General features: G+C 51.7%; 21 protein-coding genes. 16 read left to right on the top strand and 5 right to left on the bottom strand.

Features of this window, described 5'->3' with window-relative positions; all coding sequences use genetic code 11:
- The 10 genes from HNR77_RS04040 (at position 1) to HNR77_RS04085 (ending at position 10,018) form a co-directional block, all read left to right on the top strand.
- Complete coding sequence (locus HNR77_RS04040) at positions 1–1,110, top strand: TolB-like translocation protein (RefSeq protein ID WP_184180968.1); 1,110 nt, start codon at positions 1–3, stop codon at positions 1,108–1,110.
- Between the two features lie 254 nt (positions 1,111–1,364).
- On the top strand, positions 1,365–2,252 hold the full coding sequence (trhO, locus tag HNR77_RS04045; protein WP_111270371.1) for an oxygen-dependent tRNA uridine(34) hydroxylase TrhO: 888 nt from the start codon (positions 1,365–1,367) through the stop codon (positions 2,250–2,252).
- 12 nt (positions 2,253–2,264) lie between these two features.
- Positions 2,265–2,912: a helix-turn-helix transcriptional regulator gene (locus HNR77_RS04050; protein ID WP_184180970.1), complete on the top strand. Its 648-nt coding sequence runs from the start codon at positions 2,265–2,267 to the stop codon at positions 2,910–2,912.
- Between the two features lie 230 nt (positions 2,913–3,142).
- On the top strand, positions 3,143–4,045 hold the full coding sequence (locus tag HNR77_RS04055) for an Rpn family recombination-promoting nuclease/putative transposase (RefSeq protein WP_184180972.1): 903 nt from the start codon (positions 3,143–3,145) through the stop codon (positions 4,043–4,045).
- Between the two features lie 357 nt (positions 4,046–4,402).
- Positions 4,403–5,452: an ABC transporter substrate-binding protein gene (locus HNR77_RS04060; protein ID WP_184180974.1), complete on the top strand. Its 1,050-nt coding sequence runs from the start codon at positions 4,403–4,405 to the stop codon at positions 5,450–5,452.
- Positions 5,453–5,646: 194 nt separating this feature from the next.
- Entirely contained in the window at positions 5,647–6,507 is an 861-nt protein-coding gene (locus tag HNR77_RS04065; RefSeq protein ID WP_397366140.1) for an ABC transporter permease, read from the top strand.
- A gap of 1 nt (position 6,508) precedes the next feature.
- Positions 6,509–7,303 carry an ABC transporter ATP-binding protein gene (locus HNR77_RS04070; RefSeq protein WP_184180979.1) on the top strand — a complete coding sequence of 265 codons (795 nt, stop codon included), beginning with the start codon at positions 6,509–6,511 and terminating at the stop codon, positions 7,301–7,303.
- Positions 7,304–7,410: 107 nt separating this feature from the next.
- Positions 7,411–8,409, top strand: coding sequence for a winged helix-turn-helix domain-containing protein (locus HNR77_RS04075; RefSeq protein WP_184180981.1), 999 nt, complete (start codon positions 7,411–7,413; stop codon positions 8,407–8,409).
- Between the two features lie 16 nt (positions 8,410–8,425).
- Positions 8,426–8,590, top strand: a complete 165-nt coding sequence (locus tag HNR77_RS04080) for a hypothetical protein (protein WP_184180983.1) — start codon at positions 8,426–8,428, stop codon at positions 8,588–8,590.
- A 69-nt stretch (positions 8,591–8,659) separates the two neighbouring features.
- On the top strand, positions 8,660–10,018 hold the full coding sequence (locus HNR77_RS04085; RefSeq protein ID WP_184180985.1) for an MFS transporter: 1,359 nt from the start codon (positions 8,660–8,662) through the stop codon (positions 10,016–10,018).
- A 102-nt stretch (positions 10,019–10,120) separates the two neighbouring features.
- Here the strand turns inward: HNR77_RS04085 and HNR77_RS04090 are convergent, their stop codons facing one another.
- Positions 10,121–10,702 carry a hypothetical protein gene (locus HNR77_RS04090; protein WP_184180986.1) on the bottom strand — a complete coding sequence of 194 codons (582 nt, stop codon included), beginning with the start codon at positions 10,700–10,702 and terminating at the stop codon, positions 10,121–10,123.
- 119 nt (positions 10,703–10,821) lie between these two features.
- Between HNR77_RS04090 and HNR77_RS04095 the strand changes: the two genes are divergently transcribed.
- From HNR77_RS04095 to HNR77_RS04120, 6 genes are all read left to right on the top strand, one after another.
- The gene (locus tag HNR77_RS04095) at positions 10,822–11,004 is read left to right on the top strand and encodes a hypothetical protein (protein WP_184180989.1); all 183 of its coding nucleotides are present in this window, start codon (positions 10,822–10,824) and stop codon (positions 11,002–11,004) included.
- A 43-nt stretch (positions 11,005–11,047) separates the two neighbouring features.
- A complete protein-coding gene (locus tag HNR77_RS04100; protein WP_184180991.1) occupies positions 11,048–11,545 on the top strand; it encodes a DUF6385 domain-containing protein in 498 nt (165 codons plus the stop codon).
- Between the two features lie 44 nt (positions 11,546–11,589).
- A complete protein-coding gene (locus tag HNR77_RS30145) occupies positions 11,590–12,753 on the top strand; it encodes a DUF6385 domain-containing protein (protein WP_184180993.1) in 1,164 nt (387 codons plus the stop codon).
- A gap of 80 nt (positions 12,754–12,833) precedes the next feature.
- Positions 12,834–15,230, top strand: coding sequence for a glycosyltransferase (locus HNR77_RS04110; protein ID WP_184180995.1), 2,397 nt, complete (start codon positions 12,834–12,836; stop codon positions 15,228–15,230).
- Complete coding sequence (locus tag HNR77_RS04115) at positions 15,157–17,382, top strand: tetratricopeptide repeat-containing glycosyltransferase family 2 protein (protein WP_184180997.1); 2,226 nt, start codon at positions 15,157–15,159, stop codon at positions 17,380–17,382. The genes HNR77_RS04110 and HNR77_RS04115 overlap by 74 nt, the downstream gene beginning before the upstream one ends.
- 196 nt (positions 17,383–17,578) lie before the next feature.
- Positions 17,579–19,651, top strand: a complete 2,073-nt coding sequence (locus HNR77_RS04120; protein ID WP_184180999.1) for a glycosyltransferase — start codon at positions 17,579–17,581, stop codon at positions 19,649–19,651.
- A 171-nt stretch (positions 19,652–19,822) separates the two neighbouring features.
- Here the strand turns inward: HNR77_RS04120 and HNR77_RS04125 are convergent, their stop codons facing one another.
- From HNR77_RS04125 to HNR77_RS04140, 4 genes are read right to left on the bottom strand one after another with little or no spacing between them, the layout of a single operon-like run.
- On the bottom strand, positions 19,823–20,503 hold the full coding sequence (locus HNR77_RS04125; protein WP_184181001.1) for a class I SAM-dependent methyltransferase: 681 nt from the start codon (positions 20,501–20,503) through the stop codon (positions 19,823–19,825).
- The gene (locus tag HNR77_RS04130; protein ID WP_184181003.1) at positions 20,500–21,915 is read right to left on the bottom strand and encodes a glycosyltransferase family 4 protein; all 1,416 of its coding nucleotides are present in this window, start codon (positions 21,913–21,915) and stop codon (positions 20,500–20,502) included. The genes HNR77_RS04125 and HNR77_RS04130 overlap by 4 nt, the downstream gene beginning before the upstream one ends.
- A 1-nt stretch (position 21,916) precedes the next feature.
- Complete coding sequence (locus HNR77_RS04135; RefSeq protein ID WP_260410284.1) at positions 21,917–22,840, bottom strand: glycosyltransferase; 924 nt, start codon at positions 22,838–22,840, stop codon at positions 21,917–21,919.
- 2 nt (positions 22,841–22,842) lie between these two features.
- On the bottom strand, positions 22,843–24,174 hold the full coding sequence (locus HNR77_RS04140) for a hypothetical protein (RefSeq protein WP_184181005.1): 1,332 nt from the start codon (positions 24,172–24,174) through the stop codon (positions 22,843–22,845).
- Positions 24,175–24,240: the final 66 nt, after the last annotated feature.

A 24,240-nucleotide genomic window follows, 5' to 3' on the forward strand; every position in this document is an offset into this window, starting at 1 on the left:
ATGATAAATTGGAGGAAAGCAGTATTTGGTGCACTGGGGGCAGCCGCCCTGCTGACAACCGTTGCTTGTGGAAACACAACAGAGCCATCTGGCAATACACAAGGTGCGAAACCAGCTACGGATATTACCGTGAAAGACAACACCAATACGTCTGTATACCAGAATTTCAAGCTTGAGAAAATAGATAAACTGTCCAATATGCGGGGAATTTCTTGGTTAAACGGGGACTCCATCGTTACTGATAAAGAAAATACGTCCATGAAACCCGTCAGTGTCGAAGGGGAGGAACGGTATCCACATAACCTGTACATGTATGATCTGACGAAAGGCACAGATACACTGCTCAAAGAGAGTGAGGTCAATCTGGGAGCGCCGCAGATTTCGCCGGATGGGCAGCACCTTTTCTACTGGGAGACAGAGGAAACGACAGGCTGGCCTTTCATACTGAACTTGCAAAGTGGAGAAGCGATAGCGGCTGGCAAACAGGATGGATTCATTCAGGAGGGGGCATGGCTGGACAATGAACATGTCGTTTTTTCGAATATGAAAGGAGAGCTGGTCTCGGCTGCACTGGACGGCACAACAAAAGTATTGGTAGAGACGGGCAACTTTAATGTGCGCAGCATCAAGGTGTCAAACAACGTGATTTATTACATTACAGGAGAAGACGGACAACTGAATGCCTATGACACAAAGACAGGTGAAGTGAGACAGGTGCTCAAAAGCGTGGAGTGGGTCATTCCTTCGAACGACGGAACAAGGCTTGCGATTGTAAAAAGAACAGCGGATACCAAACGGGCGCTGGTGCTCACCGATCTGGAAGGCAATGAAAAGGCCACACTTGCCAGAGGCACGCAGATTTTTGGCACAAGCTGGTCAGGCGACGACTCCAAGATTGCTTATACGATTCAATCCGATAAGAGCAACGAAAAGGGATTGTTCGTATCCAACACGGAATCTGCAGAGCAATTCCAGCTCTCCGCAGATATGGATGAAGTGGCTGATGCATTAGCCTGGAGCCCGCAGGGGAACAAAATTTTGCTATCCCAATCCGTGATGGAAAATGAAAAGGTGCACTTTGTAACCTCAATCATTACAATTTCGGAATAGGGACCGAATAAAGGGATAGTGGCGGCATAGAAGGTGTGTTCCATATCTTTCATGCCTTTCTATACATTTATATTGACTAAGTCCTTGCGCTTCCGATAAACTAGTATGCAGGAATATATAGTCGAATGGTGGACAGCAGTTCGAGACGGTGTTTCGAGCGGCTGTTTCTTTTCTTTTTTTGCAAGCCAGGGCGCAACGTAGGAGGCTCGCCGGAGGAACCGGCCAACAACATGGAAGAGGAACAGGTGATATACATGTGTAACAGCGCGTATCGCGTGCTTTTATATTATAAGTTCGTGAAGATTGAAGACCCCGAGACGTTTACGCAGGAGCATCTGCAATACTGTAAGGACCTGGGGGTGAAGGGCCGTATTCTGATCGCTTCTGAGGGCATCAACGGTACGGTTTCAGGAACACCTGAACAGACGGAGCAGTATATGAAGGACATGCATGCCAACCCGCTGTTTAAGGACATGGTGTTCAAGATTGATGATGTGGAAGAGCATGCGTTCAAAAAAATCTTTGTACGTCACAAAGCAGAACTGGTGACGTTCCGCGTAGACGAAGAGCTTGATCCGAACGAGATCAGCGGGAAGCGCCTTTCGCCGAAGGAGTTCCACGAGCATCTACAGCGTGATGATGTCATCGTCATTGATGGTCGCAACGACTATGAATACGAGATTGGTCATTTCCGTGGAGCCATTCGTCCAGATGTAGAATCATTCCGTGAGTTTCCAGAATGGATTCGCGAGAATCTCGGCGACATGAAGGACAAAAAGATCATTACGTACTGCACGGGCGGTATTCGCTGCGAGAAACTGACCGGGTTTATGATCAAGGAAGGGTTCCAGGATGTAGCTCAGCTTGAGGGTGGAATTGTGACTTACGGGAAGGACCCGGAGGTGCAGGGACGTCTGTTTGACGGCAAATGTTATGTATTTGACGAGCGCATCTCGGTGCCGATCAACCGTACGGATGAGGATATTGTCATCGCCAGCTGTTATCACTGTGGCACGACACATGACCGATATATTAACTGTCCGACCTGCAACCTGCAGCATGTATGCTGCGAGGCTTGTGAAGAGACGCATAACCGCTTTTGCTCGGATGCTTGCCGGGAGGCAGCGCCCGTACACGCATAAGCAGGAGAGCAGGTGCTGAATGTGAAGCGTGAAGAAGAACGTACAACGCGTGAACGAATTCTGTTCATGCTGAAGCAGCAAGGAACGATGACGGCCCGCGAGATCACGGCGGAGCTGGGGCTGACGGGTATGGCGATTCGTCGCCATCTGACAGCGCTGGAGCAGGATGGCTGGATTGAGGTGCGAGAAGCCCGGGCAACCGCAGGCCGCCCATCCTCGGTATATCATCTGACCGATCGCGGGGACAGTTATTTCCCGAAGTCGTACTCCTCTCTGACACTGGAGCTGCTGGAAGAATTGTCTGATACGGCAGGCAGTGGTGTCGTGGATGCTCTCTTCGAGGGTCGCCGTGACAAGCTGCTTCGCAGCGGCTTGCCGCAGATGGAAGGCCATGACCTTGCCGGACGTGTGGAGGAACTGGCACGTATCCAGAATGCCAATGGTTATATGGCAGATGCGTCCAGAGAAGAGGATGGCACCTATGTCATCACTGAGCTGAACTGTCCGATCGTACAAGTTGCGAGTGTATATAAACAGGCTTGCCGCTGTGAGCTGGAGCTATTTCGCACGCTGCTTCAGGCAGATGTAGAGCGGACCGAATGCTACGCCGATGGCGGCAAGAAGTGCAAGTATCAGATTCGTGAGGTATCTGGGAACTGAATAAGACGGGTGGACGTTTGATATATAACATAAAGAGATGGTCTCTATTTGTGGAGACTGTCTTTTTTTGTGTTTATAATGACTTAATTACGAATTTAAAAGCGCATTTACGTATTTATTTTAGACTAAACCTGCTATAATTAATTTAACATCCAGTGCATCGCATCTTTATATCTGTCCCACATCTAGCAGATATATATTGTTAAATTTGCGCATAGGAGCGAACAATAATGAACGAACTTCTTGATCCCAAAAATGATTATGTGTTCAAGCGAATCTTCGGAAGTGAAGATAACAAGGATGTACTTTTAGCTTTTCTTAATCAAACTTTCAAGAATGCAGGAGAATCTCTTTTAACAGAGATCGTTTTACTGAATCCATATACGGACAAGAATACTCCGAGAGAGAAACAGTCCATACTGGATATTCATGCAAAAACAGATAAGGGTAAACTCATTAATGTGGAAATGCAGTTGTTTAACCAGTATGATTTAGAGAAAAGAACATTGTTTTATTGGAGTAAGCAATTCTCTGGACAATTACTTGAAGGACAGCGTTATAATGAGCTTAAGAAATGTGTAACCATCAATATTATAAATTTCAGTATGCTTCCTAACGATCAGTATCACAACATTTTTCATCTAAAAGAAGATCATACCAATATACCGCTAACAGATGATTTAGAAATTCATTTTATGGAAATCCCTAAATTAAACGATAACAACATCAAGATGGATGACGGATTAGTGCGCTGGTTATTATTTTTGAGGGGGATCACCAAATCTAGCTGGGAGGCGTTTATGATGCATGAGTTGGAACCTGCTTTGAAAAAAGCCATGAGTGTGCTTGAGTTTCTAAGTCAGGATGAACAGGCGCGTCAGGAATACGAGGCACGGCAAAAGTTTCTACGAGACGAGGCCTCGATGATTGAGGGGGCTCGAGAAGAGGGTCTAAAAAAAGGCCTTGAGGAAGGGCTTAAAGAGGGAATTAAAGAAGGTATTAAAGAAGGTGAAGCTGAGAGTAAACGCAAAATTGCGCAAAATATGCTGGCTCTGGGCCTTGATGAAGAGATTATTATGAAAGCGACAGGTCTGAGTTCTTCTGAACTGAAAAACATCCAACAAAATAAATAATCTCAGTAGGTTAGTTCACCTTCATGATTCAATGGAAAGGCAATTCGTACATTCTACGAGTTGCCTTTTTTGATGCTGTGTAAAGTAATCTATCATATTATTACTTTCGATTGAAATTGGAAGCGTTCCAACCATTGACGGAAGCCGGGATGCACTTTAATATTAGGAAAACAATAGAACAGCAACAAGGCGTGGACTTCAGTCGCATGCCCAAAGTCTAGATTTGTCTGCTTTTGTCGATCAAAGCAACAATGCGTTGAAGCGTTCGTTTTTGTGGGGCTCTGTTGTACCTGAGGGGACGCGTATTAGAGCGCATGGGGAAGGTCAAATTTTAAAAGATGGAGAGGGGTTTTACAGATGAAAAAGAAGTTTTGGATGTCACTGATGATGGCTGCTTTGATGATCGTAGCGGCAGGTTGCGGAAATAACAGCGGTTCAGGCTCGGAGTCAAAAGGGGCAGACAGCACAACAGGCGGAGGCAGCGCAGAAAAATCCTATCAGATCGCCATCTCCCAGATTGTTGAACATCCATCGCTGGATGCTACACGTGAAGGTTTCATCGCAGCCCTGAAGGATGCGGGCATTGAAGAGAATAAAAACCTCAAGATTGACTACAACAATGCACAGGGGGATTCCACGAACAACCTGTCCATTGCCCAGAAAATCGCGGGTGATTCCACGAATGACCTCGTACTCGGCATTGCGACTCCATCTGCACTCGCTCTTGCACAGCAAGTCAAGGACAAGCCACTTCTATTTGCAGCTGTAACGGACCCTCTCGGAGCCAAACTGGTGAGTGACATGGACAAGCCAGGTGGCAATGTTACGGGTGCATCAGATACCAATCCAGAGGCTATCGTGCAGTTGGCTGACTTTATCGCCAAATATATGCCGGATGTGAAGACAGTAGGACTGGTCATTAACGAAGGTGAACCGAATGCAGTTGTTATGGCTAACAATGCCGAGAATGCTCTGGCAACACACAACATCAAACTGGTCAAAGCACCAGTGACCAATACATCGGAAGTTAAACAAGCAACCGACTCGCTGGTTGGCAAAGTTGATGCGTTCTACATTACACTCGACAACTCCGTTGTAAGTGCGGTAGATACGATCATTCAGACGGCGAACAGCAACAAGATTCCATTCTTCTCCAGTGACCGTGATACGGTTGAGAAGGGAGCTTTTGCAACAGTAGGCTTCAAATATTATGATCATGGCTACCAAGTAGGAGAGATGGCTGCGGACATCCTGAAAAATGGAACAAAACCTGGCGACATGAAGGTTACCGTTCCGGACAAGCTGGATCTGATCCTGAACCTGAAAGCAGCTGAAGCTCAAGGTATTACGGTTACAGATGAAATGAAGGCTGAAGTAAAAGATCAGGCTAACAACATTATTCAATAATAGAGATAGGTAACTTGTTTCAGTAATAGAGATGGGTAATCTAACGAATGACAATATTCCGATAGATGCGAGGCGAACGTGCAGGCGGGTTCGCCTCATTCTTTTCGGGTAGAGAAAGACAGGGAGGAAGCAGTGTGAGTATAAGTTGGAATTCCATTGAAGGGGCAATCGAGCTTGGACTGCTATATGCACTGATGGCACTGGGTGTGTATATTACGTTCCGCATTCTTGATTTTCCCGATCTTACCGTAGACGGAAGTTTTACCACAGGGGGCGCTATTGCGGCGGTCATGATCTCCAATGATTACTCTCCTTGGCTGGCCTGCTTGGCAGCAATGGCTGGCGGCATGATCGCTGGAGCCCTCACGGGTCTGCTGCATACCAAGGGCAAAATTAACGGACTATTGTCCGGTATTCTGATGATGATTGCCTTGTATTCGATCAACATGCGTATTCTTGGCGCACCGAATAAATCGATTATGGGTGCAGAAACACCTTTCTCGGGCGAGCATGTCATGATCATTATTATTATTGTGGTACTGGTATTTAAAATCATGCTGGATCTGTTTATGAAAACAGATATCGGTCTGGCACTTCGTGCCACAGGGGATAACAAACGAATGATTCGCAGCTTTGGCGCGAATACGGATGTATCGACGATTATTGGTGTCAGTCTGTCCAACGGACTGGTAGCCTTGTCGGGGGCATTTATTGCCCAGCAATCCGGGTTTGCTGATATTACCATGGGCATTGGTATGATCGTCATTGGTCTGGCCTCCGTCATTATTGGTGAAGCAATCCTTGGCGCCAGAACGGTATTCTGGGCGACGCTGGCGGCAGTTGTTGGTTCAATCATTTACCGGATTGTAGTGGCACTGGCCTTGCAGGTGAAGTGGTTTGATACATCCGATCTGAAGCTGATCACCGCCGTAATCGTTATTATCGCACTCGTATTCCCGACAATGCAGCGTTCCATGAAACAGCGCAGTCTCGCTCGCAAACGAACCGAAGAGCTGATGCGCTCGGGTGGTCAACAGGCGAAGGGGGGCATGTAGTATGCTGGAGATTACACAAGTTACCAAACTGTTCAATCCGGGCACAACCGATGAGAAGACGGCTCTGGTTGGTGTGAATCTGACCATGCATCCGGGCGATTTTGTGACGGTCATTGGCAGTAACGGAGCCGGAAAATCCACATTGATGAACATTATCTCAGGTGTGATGAAACCGGATATGGGTGATGTGCTGATCAACGACCGTTCGATTAAAAACTTGCCAGAGCATAAACGCAGCAGCTGGATTGGCCGGGTCTTTCAGGACCCGATGGCCGGAACGGCACCGCATATGTCCATCGAAGAGAACATGGCGATGGCGTACAAACGTGGCAAGGGACGCGGACTTGGCTTTGGTGTGACACGCGCCAGACGTGAAATTTTCAATGCACAGCTGGAGAAGCTTGGGATTGGGCTGGAGAAACGTCCCAATGCCAAGGTCGGTCTCTTGTCTGGTGGAGAGCGTCAGGCGCTCAGTCTGCTGATGGCAACCTTTACCCAGCCACAGATTCTGCTGCTGGATGAGCACACCGCGGCACTTGATCCAGCCCGTGCAGAGCTGATCACCGAGCTGACAGAGACACTTGTCCGTGAGATGAGACTTACCACACTCATGGTTACGCACAATATGGAGCAGGCCATTCGTCTCGGCAATCGTCTGATCATGATGGATAAGGGACGCATCATTCTCGATGTCAGTGAGGAACGCAAACGCACACTTACGGTACCTGAACTGCTTGGGGAATTTGAGCGGATTAGCGGTAAGAAGATGGCAGATGACCGTGTTGTGCTGGGATAAGCACCGAGGTCAGAGCGATATATATTGTTGAAAACCAGGGCTCTTTGCTTTATTGCAAAGGGCTTTTTTATGGTATGTTGAAAGAGGTCCACAAGGGAGGAACGAGGATGTCTCTGCAATTTGATGAAGGGAGCTATACGGTATCTCAGCGAATGGATTCCATCCGCCTGCTGGCGAAGGAGTTTGCGCTTTTGCATTTTCTATATGAAAACAAAGACAAGGCCTTTACACGCAGTCAACTGCTGGATCGGGTATGGCCATTGGAATATCCGGTGGAGCGCACCGTAGATGATCACATCTATCGTCTGCGCAAGAAGCTGAAGCGCTGGGAAGAAATCAGTCTGGATACGGTCCGTGGTTATGGTTATCGGCTTGCTCTAAGGGAAAACAGGGCCGTGCTGCCCCCAAATCCATCTATCCATGATCCCGAGATGCAGGAGGTTGTGCATGGACTGCTTCGCAAATATCATCTGTTCGGCCAAGGAAACTCCATCCAGATGCTGGTTCGTCAACAGGAGGCGCTCGGCGTACGAATAGAACCGTACTACCAGCTGTATCTGCATTTTATACAGGGAGATCTGGAGTGGCTGATGAACACAGCGGAGTTTCCTATGGAGGAGCGTCTGTACTGGCTGCTGATTTATGTACATGCTCTCGTTGAACCTGCGGAAAGTCTGGTGTTATACAAACAAGCGATTCATTCATCTGTTCTGCCTGCACAGCATCGCCAGGAACTGAGGATTCTGAATATCATCGATATCTATGCCGAAACGGGTCAGTATCAGGAAGCCAGAAAGCAGCTGGAAGAAACGTATCGGGTGATAGAAACAAAACAGTTAATCTATTTCAAGTTACCGGTGAGTATTGCCGCATTGTCTGTTGAACTGTGGGGTGGGAGCGGTGAGGCTGTTGAGGAACAGATTGCCGTTCTGCGTACCCAATTAAAAGACGCTCCATATCTGCGAGAAATCGGCCGTTTTCAGGTGCTGGAGGGCTGCTGGCTGCTGCGGCAGGGACGGGTGCGAGAAGCGGAGCTGCGAATGGATGACGGTCTGGAAGTATTGAAAATGTCACTCAATGCACCGCTTTATCTGAATTCAGCCTAATCAAATTCTTCTGTATATGGATCACCATCGAGTTGAAGGCAGACTCCGCAGTAAATATCAACAAATCTATGAGGAGATTCGTAAATCATACGGCGCTTCCATCTATGGGCAGCAGATCGTGGATACAATTCAACGTTTTTTATCTGCTGAATCTACATCCTCTGATCTTCCTCTGACATAAGCCTCCTAAGATTACAGTCAAGGACATCATGTTCGCAAAACCGCTGTAATCAAGGGAGGAAGTAAATGTATGACAGGTAATTCATCAAGAAACGACTTATCCGATTCGTCTAAACCAGGTGATTCATCTGGTGAATCTGCTGCAAAAGCCCCCAAAAGCCTGTGGATGAATCTACGGTTTGTACGTCTGTTTATCGCTTACGCGCTCGCAACCTTTGGCGATTGGTTCGATACGTTGGCTGTGCAGGTCATGGTGGCTTACCGCTGGGGTGCTGATCCGTTGATCATCGCACTAATCCCGGTCTTCATGGCTGTACCGGGTATTCTTTTTGGCTCAGTGGCTGGTGCTCTGGCAGACAGGCTGTATAAGGTGAAAATTATGCTGCTTTGTGATGGAATCACCGTAGCACTCACAGTTGGTATTTTATTGGCACCAAGTCCGGCATGGCTGCTTCCACTTCTGGCACTGCGTGCGATGATGAGTGTATTTCATGTTCCTGCCCAGCAGGCGTTGACGCGCCAGATCGTAACCGAGGAGCAGCTGTTTCAGGCCTCATCACTGAACGGGTTTGTGAATCAGTGTGCCAAGATAGCAGGACCGCTTCTGGGGGCGGTTGTATTGACCTTTTTTTCTCCACAAATCTGCATTCTGATCAATGCGTTTGCTCGCTTGCTGTCAGGTGCATTCCTTTGGCCTTTACGACGCTTTTCAGAGAAGAAAGAAGCCGGGGTAGCCGTTGAGCATGATGAGCAAAATCAGAAGGGAGCGGAGACCTTCTTCACGCAGTGGCAGCAGGGCTGGAAGTATTTACGCCACAACCGTACGGTGAGGAATACCATCGTGTTTGGTTGTTTAGGCCTGATGTCTATTTTGATGATCGAATATCAATTTGCGACCTTATTTCGGGAGATCAAGCCAGGGAATGAATCCATGCTTGGCTGGCTCGGTTCATCGGTTGGGGCAGGAGCTGTTGTTATCATTCTGCTGTTAAACCGATTGCCAAGAATAGGATACGGATGGGGCCTTGGCGGGGGATATTTCCTCATTGGCGCCGGAATTGCATCACTGGGATTGATCGGTCCGGATACATCGACAGCGTGGGTCATTGTCGTGGGCCTGTGTACCGGTCTCGGGAATGGACTGTTTATGGTCACAATGAATTATTTGCTGCAAAAAGAGACCTCTCCTGACTATATAGGACGTGTATTTGGTATTCAAAACTCGTTATTCAGCGTTGTGTTGGTTGTTGCGCCGCTGACAGGGGGTGCAATCATTCGTTTTGCCGGGCCCAGCTCGACCTTTCAAATGATCGGTTTGGCCACGCTTGCGATTGGTCTTGGCGGAATGATGTTTCAGCGCATGCTGTGGAATGTGGGGAGAACATGCACATCAACAGACAAGGCATCGGCCGTTTCACAGCGCATGTGATGTATGCCTGAGACAATTATAATAGCCACTTTCGGTGCTCATCCGAAGGTGGCTTTTGGTTTGGGTACATCTCAAGCGTGTTCAACCTTGATGATTAAGAAGTCAATTTTCCCACCAGGTGAAATAGGTTGTGCAGGCTAATAGTCCAGCTATAGACAGCGATCCGGTAACGGACAGATTAATCGTCTGCCCTGGAGAGATCACATACCTGCCCGACTCATCGGATTGAAAGGGACCTGCCTGAAGCGGCATGGCAATAAGGGTTGCAACTCCCGAGGGGGCGGATGTTGAGAAGCGAACTACAGCAATACTTGTGTTGCTGCTGGATAGATTACTGTTGACTGCAGTGAGTGTGCTGGGGGAGGAAAGGGTACCGTTGGCACTCAGGGTCATGGTGCCGCTGAATGAGGATAACAGGTTGAGCGCCACTGTAATTCCGCCAGACAATCGTGAAACATAAATGGTCTTTCCACTGCCTGCTGGATTGGCGAGCTGTAGCGTTGCTGTCACACTCCCCCCAAGTATCCCGAGGGTGGTAGAGTTGGTGGAACCTGCAGTGTACAGATTACCTGTGCTGCCGGCACTATTTTCAGGCGGGGCAACGATGCCGGGAGAAGTATACGAGTTGGTGCTCGATGTATAGACGGGTTGATTCAATGGGTTAAATACATTATTGTTTGGCACGATATGTACCCCCTTTTCAACAAATTTCGCCTTAAAATTCCCACCATAGCAGATTAATCGAGCCGACCTGACTTCCCGTACCCAAGCTGATGGACAAGGACTGGCCTGGAGGAACAACGATGGAGCCGTTTAAATCCAGTGAGTATATGCCTGCAGTTAGCGGAATGCTGATGAGGCTGGTAAAGGTACCGCCAAGCGTGCCTGTATTTTGTCTTGTTGTGACGAGGCTGGCATTCGAGCTGCCAAGCAAGGTATTGCTTGGTGTTGGCGTTGTGCCAACGGTAACGGTACCGCCGGAGTAGATAACAAGGGTTGCCTAAGCACATTGTTTAAGGGGAAATCGAGATGAGTCGAACAGCAAAGCAAAGCAAGAAAAAAACAAAGCAGACAACCAAATATGTCAGTCGCCGCCCATCCCGTTGTTCTCGCCGCGCGAAACTGCTGAAGCCCCCCTGCTCCCGGATCACCCGTCCCCGGTTCAAGCAGGGTGCTTTCTCACGCACGAAACTCCCTGGTGCTACTTCCTGTTTTACAGAGCATACCTATCCTGGAGCGGAGACGGCCCGAGGCGAGGTTGCACTTCCGCCGCAGGATACCTCAACATTAAGCATGTACAGCTATGGTGTGGTAAATCGGGGGAAACATCCGGCGCTTGTACAGATTCAGATCAGCCCGAATGCTGTAGATTACGCAGTGGATAGTCAAGAGGTGGTCGAGGGAGGTCAGACCAAGGCGCTTGTCCCATTGCGTTTTTTGCATTATACCCGGCTTGTGATTCTGCCGGTGAAGCCCGGTGAGCCAACACGGCTAGATGTTTATTTTCAGGCCCAGCGTATGCCGTAAGGTAGCTTTATTACCCAGATTGTCCAGGGAGGAGGAAGAGGCTCATGCCTAACTTTACAACGTTTAATACGAATCCGGATAACTTGAGAACACTTATTTTTGGTCAGGATAGTACGGGCACTGCCCAACCCGTCAGAACGGATACAAGTGGAAATGTTGTAGGCATCATTCTGGACGGGACGATCAGCAACATATCTGGTTTGACTACAGTCACCATTAATGCGGGCACAATTACCAACATTCTGAACGGTACAATTACCAGCGTACTTGGAGCCACGATTACAGCGGGAACGATCACAAGTGTGTTAGGTGCCACGGTGACTGCAGGGACATTAACGAACCTGTTGAATGGTACGATTACCAATGTGTTAGGAGCGACCATTACAGCGGGAACATTAACGAACTTGCTGGACGGAACCATCACAAGTGTACTTGGAGCGACGATTACAGCTGGTACGATTACAAGTGTGCTCGGAGCGACCATCACGGCAGGTACATTAACAAACTTGCTGAACGGAACGATCACAAGTGTACTCGGAGCCACGATTACAGCGGGAACGATCACGAGTGTGCTGGGCGCAACCGTAACGGCCGGGACGCTTACGAATCTATTGAATGGTACGATTACCAATGTGCTCGGAGCGACCATCACAGCGGGAACCTTAACGAATTTACTGAATGGAACGATCACCAGCGTCCTGGGTGCCACGGTGACCGCTGGAACACTGACCAATCTGTTGAACGGAACCATTACAAGTGTACTTGGGGCTACCATCACAGCCGGGACATTAACAAATTTACTGAACGGAACGATCACAAGTGTGCTAGGAGCAACCATTACTGCCGGAACACTCAGCAGCGTAACATCCATCTCGCAGAAAAGCTTTCAGGAAAACCAGCTCATTGCAACGCCGACAGCTAACACGTTTACACCGCTCCCTGCTGTGACAACCAGTGTCTTCGGTACTTACTCCTTCTTTGTATATAACAGGGGACCAGGCATAAACAGGGTAGATGCTCAGGTGGAGATCAGTGCTAACGGAACCAACTGGTATACGGATGTGGCTACGGTAACCGGTATTTTATCCGGTTCGGTAGACGTTCTGGTGCCGCAGCGGTTCTTAAAATATACCCGTCTCTCTTATCGTTCAAGCCTCATTGGAGCACCTAGCACAATTGACGTGTTCTTCAATGGACAAGGCACATAACCAGCTTTGCTGTCATATAGGTACATGGAGCCCACTTGACGGGACTCATGTACCTTTTTTTGTATTGGAGGTGACTGTGGATGCAGAACCGTTTACTTGGCATTCATATGATTGTGCAAAATGAAGAGAAACACCTGCCGCGCTGTCTGAACAGCTTGAGGCATAAAAAGCTGGAATGCTTTATTACGGATACAGGCTCGTCCGATCGGACACCAGCTCTGGCCAGAGCTTACGGTGCAATGGTGCTGCACGCTCACTGGGAGGATCATTTTGCTCAAGCCAGAAATATCAGCCTTCCCTTGGCAACGACAGAATGGATTCTCTGTCTGGATGCTGACGAGTATGTGATTGAAGGTTTGGAAGAATTAATGAAGTTTTTGCCTGACGTCCATAAGAGCATAACCAGATTGCGTATAACGATAGAAAATCAGTTCGGTGAAGGGCCGGGGGACAAAGTCATGTCCTATCCAGTAAGACTTTTTCGTGCACATCATGGGTATCGATTCACCGGACGTATCCATGAACAGTTGATTCGTGCACATGATCATGAGCAGAACTGTACTGTGATGCCGAGGAGCAATACAAGTGATGTTAACGAGGCTGTAGCTTCATCTAATGTAAACGAAGAAGAGACATTCGGTGATATAGAGCCGCTTGCACCTCTGCGTCTGGGACATGATGGTTATCTGGCATCTGTGATTGCCTCTGGAGAGAAACCGAAACGGAACTTACGCCTTATTCAGAAGGAATTGGAAGATCATCCGGGTCAGCCGTTTCATCTGTACAATCTGGGTGTAGCACGCTGCCAGCTGGGTGAGCTGGAGCAGGCGGTCAATGCATTCCATGAATCACTAAGGCTTGCGCATTTGCAGGCCCCTTATCGCCCGACACTTGTGAAGGATCTGGCTAAAGTGCTTGGTTCGCTGGAGCATTATGAAGAAGCACATACACTGCTCGCCCTTGAACGTCAGCGTTATCCTGAATATCCGGACTTGCATCTGTTATATGGCGAGATTTTGGAACGGCAAGGTCTGGAGGAGCGAGCGTATCAATGCTATGCACGGGCAAGTACCTGCAGTGTCAAACCATATGATCAGATGAAAGATCACAACGGTGAGTTTGAGCCCGTCTACGTCAGCGAAGCGGGATCTGGCAGTTACCGGGCCTATACATCCATGGCAAAGCTTGCCGAAAAGCGGGGGTTTGGGGAAGAGGCGATTCGTCTATACACTTTGGCACTGGAGCACCTGTTCAATTATCAACCAGCATGGACGGGGCTGGCGGAAACGCTGCAGCAGCAGGGGCACTCAGATGAACAAATTGCAGAAAGACTGCTGGAGCAGTTCAAACGTTTAAGCCAGAAGCAGCAGCAGTCTAATCAATCTGGAGATATCAACAGTTCTTCGAATGCTTGCGATGAGGAAGCGAGTCCTCTTCCGATTGTCTATGCTCTCGCCGCTTGTGGAGCATACAAGCAGGCACTACTCTTGGTCGATGATCAGGCTTGCCATATTCGTATTCCTGCAGGTGATCTTATTCAATGGTTGCTGTGCGCTGACCGTATCACAGATGCATGGCATCTCGCTGAAGAGAGCTGGGGGGCGCGAAATCAGCGTGACAGTGAACAGATGCCGGACTTATCGGGTAGCGGATCAGAAATTCAAAAGGACCGTCAGATAACACTGCGACCTGATGAAAGAAGTGACTGGGCGCTGGCTTGTTGGGCGAGCGGACAGCGTTTATCGGCGTCCTTTCTCGCACGAACATCTCCACTGGAAATAGATATGTGGAGGGTAGCAGATCGTTTGTTGTTGGAGTACAGGCCTAGTCCATCTGCCTGTAGTTCTGGATCGGAAACAGCAGATGAGCAGTTGCTGCATTGGAGTGAAGCTGCGGAGTTGGCGGCAAATCAGGTTGTAACCCGTGCCGTGCAAAACGGTCAACTGGTTATTGCCCGGCAGCTGCATGAACGGCTGGCAGGTATGATGTCCACCAAAGAGCGAACAGAGATGACTACTCTTAGGGATTATGCTGGTTTGCTGGTGCGGCACGGATATACGATGCTGGCTGCCGATATGCTGATTCAATGTATGACGGAAGGAGAGCTGGATGCAGAGGGACTTTTTTGGCTGGGGGAAACGCTGTATGCCAAGGGATATATTGAGCAGGCTTTATCGCTGTTCGAACAGGCATTGGAGGATGATTCGGCCTTCACTCAGGCACGGGCCGGGGCGGCAGTCTGTTATTTGAAGCTTGCTCTTGAATTAATTGGTCAGGAACGGGAACGTTCCCCGGAAGCTGCGGTGCTCGAGACCCGGCAGAGGAACCTGGTTCAGCAGCTGCGAACAGCGGAGGGTATGCCTTGGCGGACGATATATCGTGCCAGGGAAAGGAGGAACCACCATGCAGGGAGAGCGGCGGCACCAGACACAGCAGCATCAGAAGGCGCAGCGGATATCGCTGTGTATGATCGTTAAGGATGAGGAGGAGCTGCTGCCGCGCTGTCTTGAGAGTGTACGCGGAGCGGTTGACGAGATCATTGTAGTAGACACTGGCTCGTCAGACCGCAGCGCGGCAATAGCGCACAAGCATGGCGCGATGGTGGTTGAATTTGCGTGGGGCGATGATTTTGCCGCAGCACGCAATGCTGGCCTGGAGCGGGCCTCTGGCGACTGGATTCTGTTTCTTGATGCGGACGAGGCGCTGGATACAGCAGCGCGGGAGCAGATCAGAAGCTGGACGGCAGTCAGCGGATGCGACGGATTGTTTTTAAACATCCACAATTATACGGGTTCGGGCCAGCAGGGAGCGACGGTTAATCCGGTGCTGCGTCTGTTTCGCAACGCCCCTGAGCATCGGTTCACGGGCCGGATTCATGAGCAGATTGCGGCGGCGATCTGTGAGCGGAATCCTGAGGCTGCATTTCATGTTACGGACATGGTGATTCACCATTACGGGTATCAGACGGTGATTGTAGAGCGTAAAGACAAGGTGAACCGCAATGTTCGTTTGCTGCAGCAGGCGGTCATGGAGGAGCCCAATCAACCGTTTCAACACTATAATCTCGGTGTGGAGTATTTGCGTACAGGTCAAGCGGAGCAGGCGCTCGAATCGTTTGGCAAAGCTCGGGACATGATTGATCCGACAGTAACCAGCTATGCGCATCTGCTGTTCAAATATGAGGTTCGCTGTCTGGAGTATCTGCACCGCTGGTCGGAGGCGCTGGCGCGGGTGGATGAGGCGTTGCGGCTGTTTCCGGAATACACGGACCTGATGCATCATCGTGCGATCTGTGCGGATGCTTTGGGGGATACAGATACGGCTGAGCTTTCGCTTCGTGAAGCAGTCCGGCAGGGACCGCCTCCATCTATTTTTCACACAGAAGAAGGCATGGGCACCTATCAGACATGGTACACGTTGGGTCGTTTGCTGGAAGGAAAGGCCGATCTTGAGGGAGCCGTGGATGCTTATGTGGAAGCGGTACGTGCAAAAGCGAGTCTGCTGCCGCCGCTGTATCGCATATTTCGAATCATGCGGGTATCCGGACAGGAGCAACAGATTCCGGCACTGATTGCATCACGTTTTGCGATGAACTCGGAGGAGGCTTTGACAAAGGTGCTGGGCATTCTGGAGCAAAGCGGCTGTTACGCTGCGGCAGTCGAGCTGCTTGGGGGGATGCCTCCTGTATCTTCTGGAGAGCCGCGAGAGAGGCGGTCTGTAGCCGAGGCTTTCCTGCATGTGCAGGGAGGAGACTGGAGAAAAGCGCGTTTGAAGCTCGAAACGGTGAAACGAAAAAAAGGTTTATTTGCCTCCCTGGCTTCCCGCTGGCTCGAACGGCTGCAGTGGCTGGAAGAAGAAGGAAGTGGCGGGAGAGAGGATAAGGAAGGTAGGAGAGATCAGAAAGATCAGAAAGGCAAGGGAGGTAAGAGAGATCAGAAAGAGAGGCAAGGAAGGGAGGGGCAGGAACATAAGAAGGGGCAGGAACATAAGAAGGGGCAGCCGAATGAGGGACAGGATTCCTTTACACTTTGGCTAAGGCAAGGCTCACAGGCAGGCCGGTATCACAACGTTTTACCCGAAGAAGAGTCAGGGCTGGCAGGCTGGTGGAAGTCGGCAGCAAAAGGAAACGAGGCACATAAAGAGAATGCACCTGAACATATCACGTCTCAGACAGAACATGCCGGGATGTACGAGGGCTGGCAAGCGTTTGGGCTTTTGCTGGAAGGGTGCGCAAGGTCTGGAAGACGGCAGGAGCTGCATGAGCTGATTCAGCGGGGACGGCAGGTGCTGAATGAAGCAGATCATACAATGAGAACTGGATCGGGAGAAGCTTTGGCTCAGGAACGGGATGCCGGGGTTGAAGAAGAGTGCCAAGGGAATGGTGAGGTGGATGAGAAGGCAAATGTGAAGCATGAGGGGGTGCGTTTGCCTTTTCCGGTAGCATCGGATACCTTGCTTGGCACGAATTGTATCTTGAAAGGGCTGATCAGTGCAGCGGATTATCATCTGGCGCAGCTCATGTCCGACACGGCACAGGCGGGAGCAGAGAAAAGGCAGCGTCATCCGTATTGGCCTGTCGTTCAGCATATTCGCCTGGAGCTGCCGGGAGCAGACGGGTTCGAGGGATAAGAGAGAAGCACAGAAGTACTGAGCAGACGGAGGATGAGGACTGAGCAGGTCCTAGCGGTTTTGATGGATGAAAAAGCATGATGCAAGGTGTGTACTCCAAGGGGCGTGGCAAGAGAGCGGTAAATAGAATGATGCCGAATACAGTATCAGTCTAAATGCAGCACGGGATTGCGGCTGGAGGGAGGGCAGAGTGCGGGTGAAGAACGGCATCAGCTTGTGCATGATTGTAAAGGATGAGGGCAAGTGTCTGGACCGTTGTCTGCGCTCGATAAGTGATAAGGTAGATGAAATTGTTGTCGTAGATACAGGCTCGACAGATGATTCGCGGGCAATTGCCAGACAATATCGTGCAGAAATCATAGACATGGAATGGAACGGCGATTTCAGCGAAGCTCGCAATCTCTCACTTGCAGCTGCGAGTTATTCGTGGATTCTGGTGCTGGATGCAGATGAAGTGTGGACACAGATGGAGTGCACGAAATCTGAACTGCTCGAATGGCTGGAGGCCGGGAGCCAGGAGGTCTGGGGCTACTGGATAAAGGTAACAAGTCTGTTGGGTACGTTGGGTGAAGAGCGTGTGACTGATGAGGTATGTCGTTTGTTCCGCAACGATCCCCGGATTGCTTTTCACGGACGCATCCATGAGGAAGCAGCTTCTTCGATTCAGGCATTTATACCGGGCGGGATAGGTCACTCGGACATAGAGATTGTTCATTATGGTTATCTGGATGATGTTATCGCTGCCAAGGGCAAAAACGCGCGCAATATGCAGCTGATCCGACTGGCTTTACAGCAGACACCGGATCGGGAGGAGCTGCTGTATGCTCTGGCAGCGGAATGGTTTCAGCAGGCCAGGTATGAGGAAGCGATTCGTCTTTTGCTGCCGCTGCTGGCACAGCTTCTGCCGGAGTGTGGATATCATTCGGATGTGGTGTTGAAAACGGCGTACGCCTGGAGAGAGCTGGGGTACTATGGCAGAGCGCTGGCTGTCGTGGAGACATGGGCACCCTTGTACGGAGATTTTCCTGATCTACTTGAGCTTGGCGCTGTGCTGGAACTGGATCATGCGCGGGCAGACAACGCTCTGGGCTGGTTAAAGCAAGCGAAATCGGCCGCATCGACAGCGGGTCGATATACCTCGGTGTCGGGTGCGGGAACCTATCGTGCGTTAACGCTGGAGGGCATGGCCTATGAGCAGACCGGTCGCTGGAATGAAGCGGAAGCAGCTTATACAGCGGCGCTAGGCCTGCAGCCGGACAATGTGGCTGCATGGCAGCGGCTGCTACTGCTCGGTGCAGCGACGGGACGACCGCAGGCCATTGCCCGCGCAGCCGAGAGGGTGTGCTTGCCGCCGGCAGCATGGCAAGCGTTGGTCACGGCCGCGCTGGCTGCGCATCGGCCGGAGTGGCTGCTGCGCCATGCAGCGGCGCTTGCCCCGGCGCTGCAGGCTCAGCCGCTTGCCCGCGGGCTTGCACTGGCGCAGCTGGGCGAGGACGCTGCTGCATGCGTAGCCCTGCGGCCTTGGGCCGCACATGCGCAGCACGGGCCAGAGGCAGCACTGGCGCTGTGGGCGCTCGGCAACAAGCGGCCGGGCAGAGCGATGCGCGCTGCGGGGGCAAGCCAGGGGGCAGCGGTGCCCGAGGCGGCACGGGCGGCGGATGTGCTGCTGCAGGGCGCGAGGCTGGCCGCGGGGCAGCGTGCGGGCACGGCAAGGACCGCTATGCGCGGCCCAGCGGCCTCGGCCCGCGGGCAGGAGCTGCCGCGGCTGCAGCAGCCCGGCGCCACGCCGCGCATGGGCGCGCTGCTTGCGCCTGCGCAGGCGCTTGCCGCCGTGGGCGCCTGGCCCGCATGGCTGCGCCTGCTGCAGGCCCAGCCGCCGGGCGTCGCGCTGGCGCTGCTCGCAGCGCTCCCGCCTGCGGCCCGCTGCGGGCTGCTGCGCGCGCCCGCGCACGTCCGCGAAGGGCTGCTTGCGCTATGCGGCCCGCCGGGCAGCGCGCAACAGCCCCTCGCGGACGAAGTGCCCGCCCTCGCGCCTGCGGCGCATGCGCTTCTGGCGGGCACGCTCGCGCTGCTCGCCGGGCGGCAAAGCCTGGCACGTGATTGGGCCGAGTACGCGGCCCAAATCACAGCGCGGCCTGCTGCCGCCCAAGGCCGCCCGGTGAAGTCCCTGTCACCGGGCCTGCAGACCCTGCTGCGCCTGACGGCTCCCGGCACAGCCCAAGCCCCGACTTACCGGCAGCAGTGTAACTTGCTGCTGGTATACCTGTAGTTCCGGCGTATCCATCCCGCCGGACACCTGCCCTCCATACAGCAGAAAAAATGCCGGGGGCATCCCGGCAGTCCTTTTATCGCTACTGATATTCCCCCTGCCCATTCAGCCTGAGTTTTATAAAATACGCCGTCAGTCCTGCCTCCCTTTTTTCGTGTTATTCCCTACCAGCTATATGTTGTTCGTTTTGCAGATCACAGCCCGGAAGCAACGGATAGGCGCACCATACATATCGGAGGAGATGGCATCGTCCGGTTCTTCCACATTCAGCTTATCCTCAATGGTCAGTCCGGTGACAGCCATAATGGTCTCCAGCAGATCGGGACGCATCTCAGGCACATCGAAGGTCGCAATTAATTGCCCGTCCGGCTTGAGCACCCGTGCGAATTCACGAAAAGCCCGCAGCATCGTGCCCGTATCCAGATGCTCCAGCACAGAGATGCAGAATATACGGTCGAACTGCCCCGCGGCATACGGAAGCTGAGCCAGATTGGCCTGAGCGCGATGAAGCCTGGAGAGATAGGTATCCGGCAGGCTCCGGGCCGCCTCCTCTCCAAAATCAGCCGTAATATCCAGCAGAATCGCCTCTTCTGACAGAATGCGCTCATCCCAGTCACACGCGTGAACCTCACGGCAGTGGTCGGAGAGCCAGAATTTGAACGGGTGGGATATGCCGCAGGCTGCATCCAGCACCACATCGTTTGGCCTTGCAAACTGTCGTGCCCATTCATACTCGTAAGGGCGGCTCCACCATGCGGGATGAAGCGGGAAAATCAGCGTATCCGTCTTCGGGTCGCTTTGCCGAATGTACCTTGATTCCATCATTTCCGTTGTGAGCGGTATGTCCATCATGTCCGAATCCCCTCCTTGATTCCTGTTTCCGTTAAAAAAGCTTCCAGCACCCTGTTCCATCGGCTCTGCCATATGGACAGATCATAGGAGAGCGCCGTTTCACGTGCATAGATGCCGAGCCGTTCTCGCTCAGCGCGATCCTGAACGAGCCGAACGAGCGCAGCGGTCAGTGCCTGTTCGCCTGGGGGTACGAGCAGTCCGTTGAATCCGTCCTGAATCAGATCATTAAGCCCGCCTACATTGGAAGCGATTACCGGCAGCCCGCAGCTCATTGCTTCCAGACAAGCGTAGGAGGTTCCCTCCGAGAATAACGTAGGAATCACAGCGATATCTGCCTGATGATACGCGTCGCGGATGTCTCTGAAATCATACGTATGCTGAAGGATTCGCGCTGTATGCGGATGTGTGCGCTGCCAGTAGCGGAAGGCTCTGCCCACGGTGCTGCCCTCCACCAGCTCTCCGGCAAATTCAATCTCCACGTTGGGAAAGGTCCCCAGCAGCTTATCTGCTGCCAGCATCATCGGAATGATACCGCGCTCGCTGCTGATGCGGCGTGGATACAAAACACGGATGGCACGAGAAGCAGCGGGCTCATCCTCTGTGCATTCAACTTCCGGGTGGACGGTTAACCTGGCAGCTTCTTCTTTATAGGAAAAGTGAGCATTGGAATCGCCGATCCGATTCGTATGCTGATCATTAACAGGCCCGTTCTCCTGCAAATTACTGCTCTCAGTTTCAGCATGACTGTCTCCAGCTGCATCTTCGGATGCTGTAATGATCAAGTCCGCACTTTCGGTTTGCAGAGTGGTGTCTTGCTTCCAGATCTCCAGCCATGCTTGCTTATGCTGCTGTGCAAGTGTCCTCCTGGGCGGAGCGGGGATGAAGTAAGAGGTATCAACCGCATTGGGAATCAGCACAATTTGTTCTGAATCCACGTAAGTACAGGCTGCCCGGCAGAAGGTTTGAAAATGGGAATCTACGGATACGATGCGCACCAGTCCATCCAGTGCCAGCTGAATATGCTCGGCAACCTGACGTTTCGTATCCAGTGGCAGCCCGGGGCGATCCCAATTAATACCGTGACATATCCCGAGGCTGCCCGGTTTGTAGTGGATGGGCTGCCAAAGACAGCTTGCGTAGATAATCGGTCCGCGAGCTGCAGCGGCCATCCGGTCAAAGGCTTCAGGCACATTGTTCATGTCATAATCGTAGCCATAGACATCAATCTGCTCGGTTCTCGTCTGGAACGCTTCGAAATAGGACAACTGATGCACCTCGGGAATGTGACCCAGTCCCCGGATGACGCGGCACAGATCAAGAATGTAACGCTCCAGCCTGCCTCCGAATACCCTGCTGAACTCCCGGTTATACCCATCGGTGAAGCTGTGGGTGAGAATGCTGACTATGCCCATATTACGGTTCCTCCTTCCATGGGAGAAGCCTTGGTTCAGGGTCCAGAATGGACTCGTACTGCGCCAGATTTCCCCACTCCCCGTGTGGATCAATACGTTTGTAGCGCAAATATTTGCGAACCCTGTCCTCCAGATTTCCAGCCCAGCCGAGATGCTGTACCTTCAGCTCGGTATGGACGCCCGGGAGCACCGTACAGGATAAGGGCAGTCTGGGGACGTGGTGGTTCTGCTGCGGGTAAAAGTAGGAATAACCGGACATGTAACGGACAAGGGTAGCTGTATGGCGTTTGTGCATGGACCAGAGCTCATCCTCGCGATAGTGGGTTCGACCGCCCCACATATCGTAGAAGCGGAAGGCAAACCAGTCTGCGTAGTCCTGATTAATAAGCTTTCGTATAGCTCTTTTGGCTTCACTGCTGTACAGTTCATCGGCGTCAACCGAGAGCAGCCAGTCCGGGTCTGTACTGACGGCTGCTTGCCACAGCGCATTACGCAGACGCCATTCCTCCGCAAAGAGCGGCTTCTCCAGAACCTCCAGCCTTACCACCTTGGGAAAGGACCTGCATATATCCGGCGTTCCGTCTGTGCTGGCATCATCAACAATGACAATCTCATCCACAAATTCGCTCAGGTCATGCAGCACTTCCTCCAGATAACGGCCCTGTTCGTTGCGGACCTGCAGCATAGCCGTCAGCTTGTTGTTTTGACTCTTACGTACCCTTCGAACAGCATACGATTGTGTAAAAGCATCCGTCTCCCTGTCCTGTAATGACAGAGAATACGGTTCTTCTTCGATCCGTGAGTTCACAACGCGATGAACCTGATGAATCTGGCAGGTGACCTGACTTGACGAGTCCTGGACTTCTGAATCAGGAGGCTCGACCTGCGGCCTGTTCCCAAGGGTTCTGCGTTTTTTCGGGTCCATCATTAAGGCACCTCCCCAAGCAGCTGCTGCACGGCTTGATCCAGCAGCTCCAGTTCCAGGATTCGAGCCAAAGCATCTTCATTTTCTACAGCTGTTTCCAGAAACAGCCTCACCGCCCCGTGACGTTCACCCCGAAGGGCCATTGCTGTCCCTGATAATTGCCGATATTCGCGAAGACTGGCTCCGTCCTGAATGTCGCTGGCATGAACCAATGCCAGGGCGTGCTCCACACGCTCTGTTTCCTGATAGATGCGAAACTTCCAGTGTCTTGCTGTTTCCCCGCCAAGCTCATCAAGAATACGCATGGCACTGCCGTAGTCATCGTTGATGCGGAGCAGCTCCGCTTGAACCAGCTTCTCTTCTCCCGCTTCAAGCCAGCGGCATAACTGCTCGTAATGGTGGCGTTCCTGCTCGTTCCCGGCACTGATGCCATACACCTGCAAAGCCTGCTCGGTTTGACCCGATTTTGTATAGATCGCCGAGAGGAAACGGTAGTGGGACTGAATGCAGTCCTGCCGCCCATTGATCACTGCATGAGAGAAGGCTTCTTTCAGTGAATCGGCTGCATGATTGTCCTCCAGTAAATATTCGTAAGCCGCCAGGAGGAAGGAGATCGTCTCATGTGCACCAGCCTTGGACCGAAGCTCTCTGTAGTAGTCGGCTCGCACCCGGCATTGAAGCGATGTGATGCTGTCTGGTATGCCACCCAGAACCTGCCTCAGTGCATGTAAGAAAAACAGCTCATAATCACGCAGCGGAATGCTCTGGCTGTCTTGATTGATGTAACCTGCAGGTGAAGGGTCTTCCCCTCCAAGCCAGACCGCTCGAATGCCTTGAAAGAGCAGCTTCATGTACCGGGTTTCCGAAGAGGTGCCAACCAGATCGGCTATACCGACCAGTCGCGAAATGCTGCTCTCCCAGAGCGGAGATACAGCTTCATCTCCAACCGGCTCTGGCAAGAGTGCAATACATACTTCTGGCCGCATGGCTGCGACAGCCATCAGCCAATAAGGATGGGCAACAACTGCAACTGTCCTTGGCTCCTGCAAGCGCTTCTCGGCTTCTGACAGGGGAATGACCTGAATGGATGCAGGAAGCTGCTCTTGCTCGGCGCTGCGGCTGCTGACGTAGGCGAGCGTTCCCTGTTCGGCTGCAAATAAAGCAGCAATGTCAGGATAAGGAAATGATGACCAGCCCCCTTTGCGTGGAAAAAGCACATATTGGACTGGCTGGGCCGTCTCTGCTGCCAGTTCCTGTTCAGCCTGCTTCCGTGCAGCAGTAGAGCCGGGTTTGGACGAGCAATCTGTAGTTGTTAACGGTTCTGAACGTTCCAACTTTCATTCACCTCGCTTTATTTAGAAGGCTTACTTTCTATGTAAAGTGCTTTAGCATACCGCATG

The sequence above is a fragment of the Paenibacillus sp. JGP012 genome (genome assembly GCF_014203995.1).
Taxonomy (GTDB): Bacteria; Bacillota; Bacilli; order Paenibacillales; family Paenibacillaceae; genus Paenibacillus; species Paenibacillus silvae.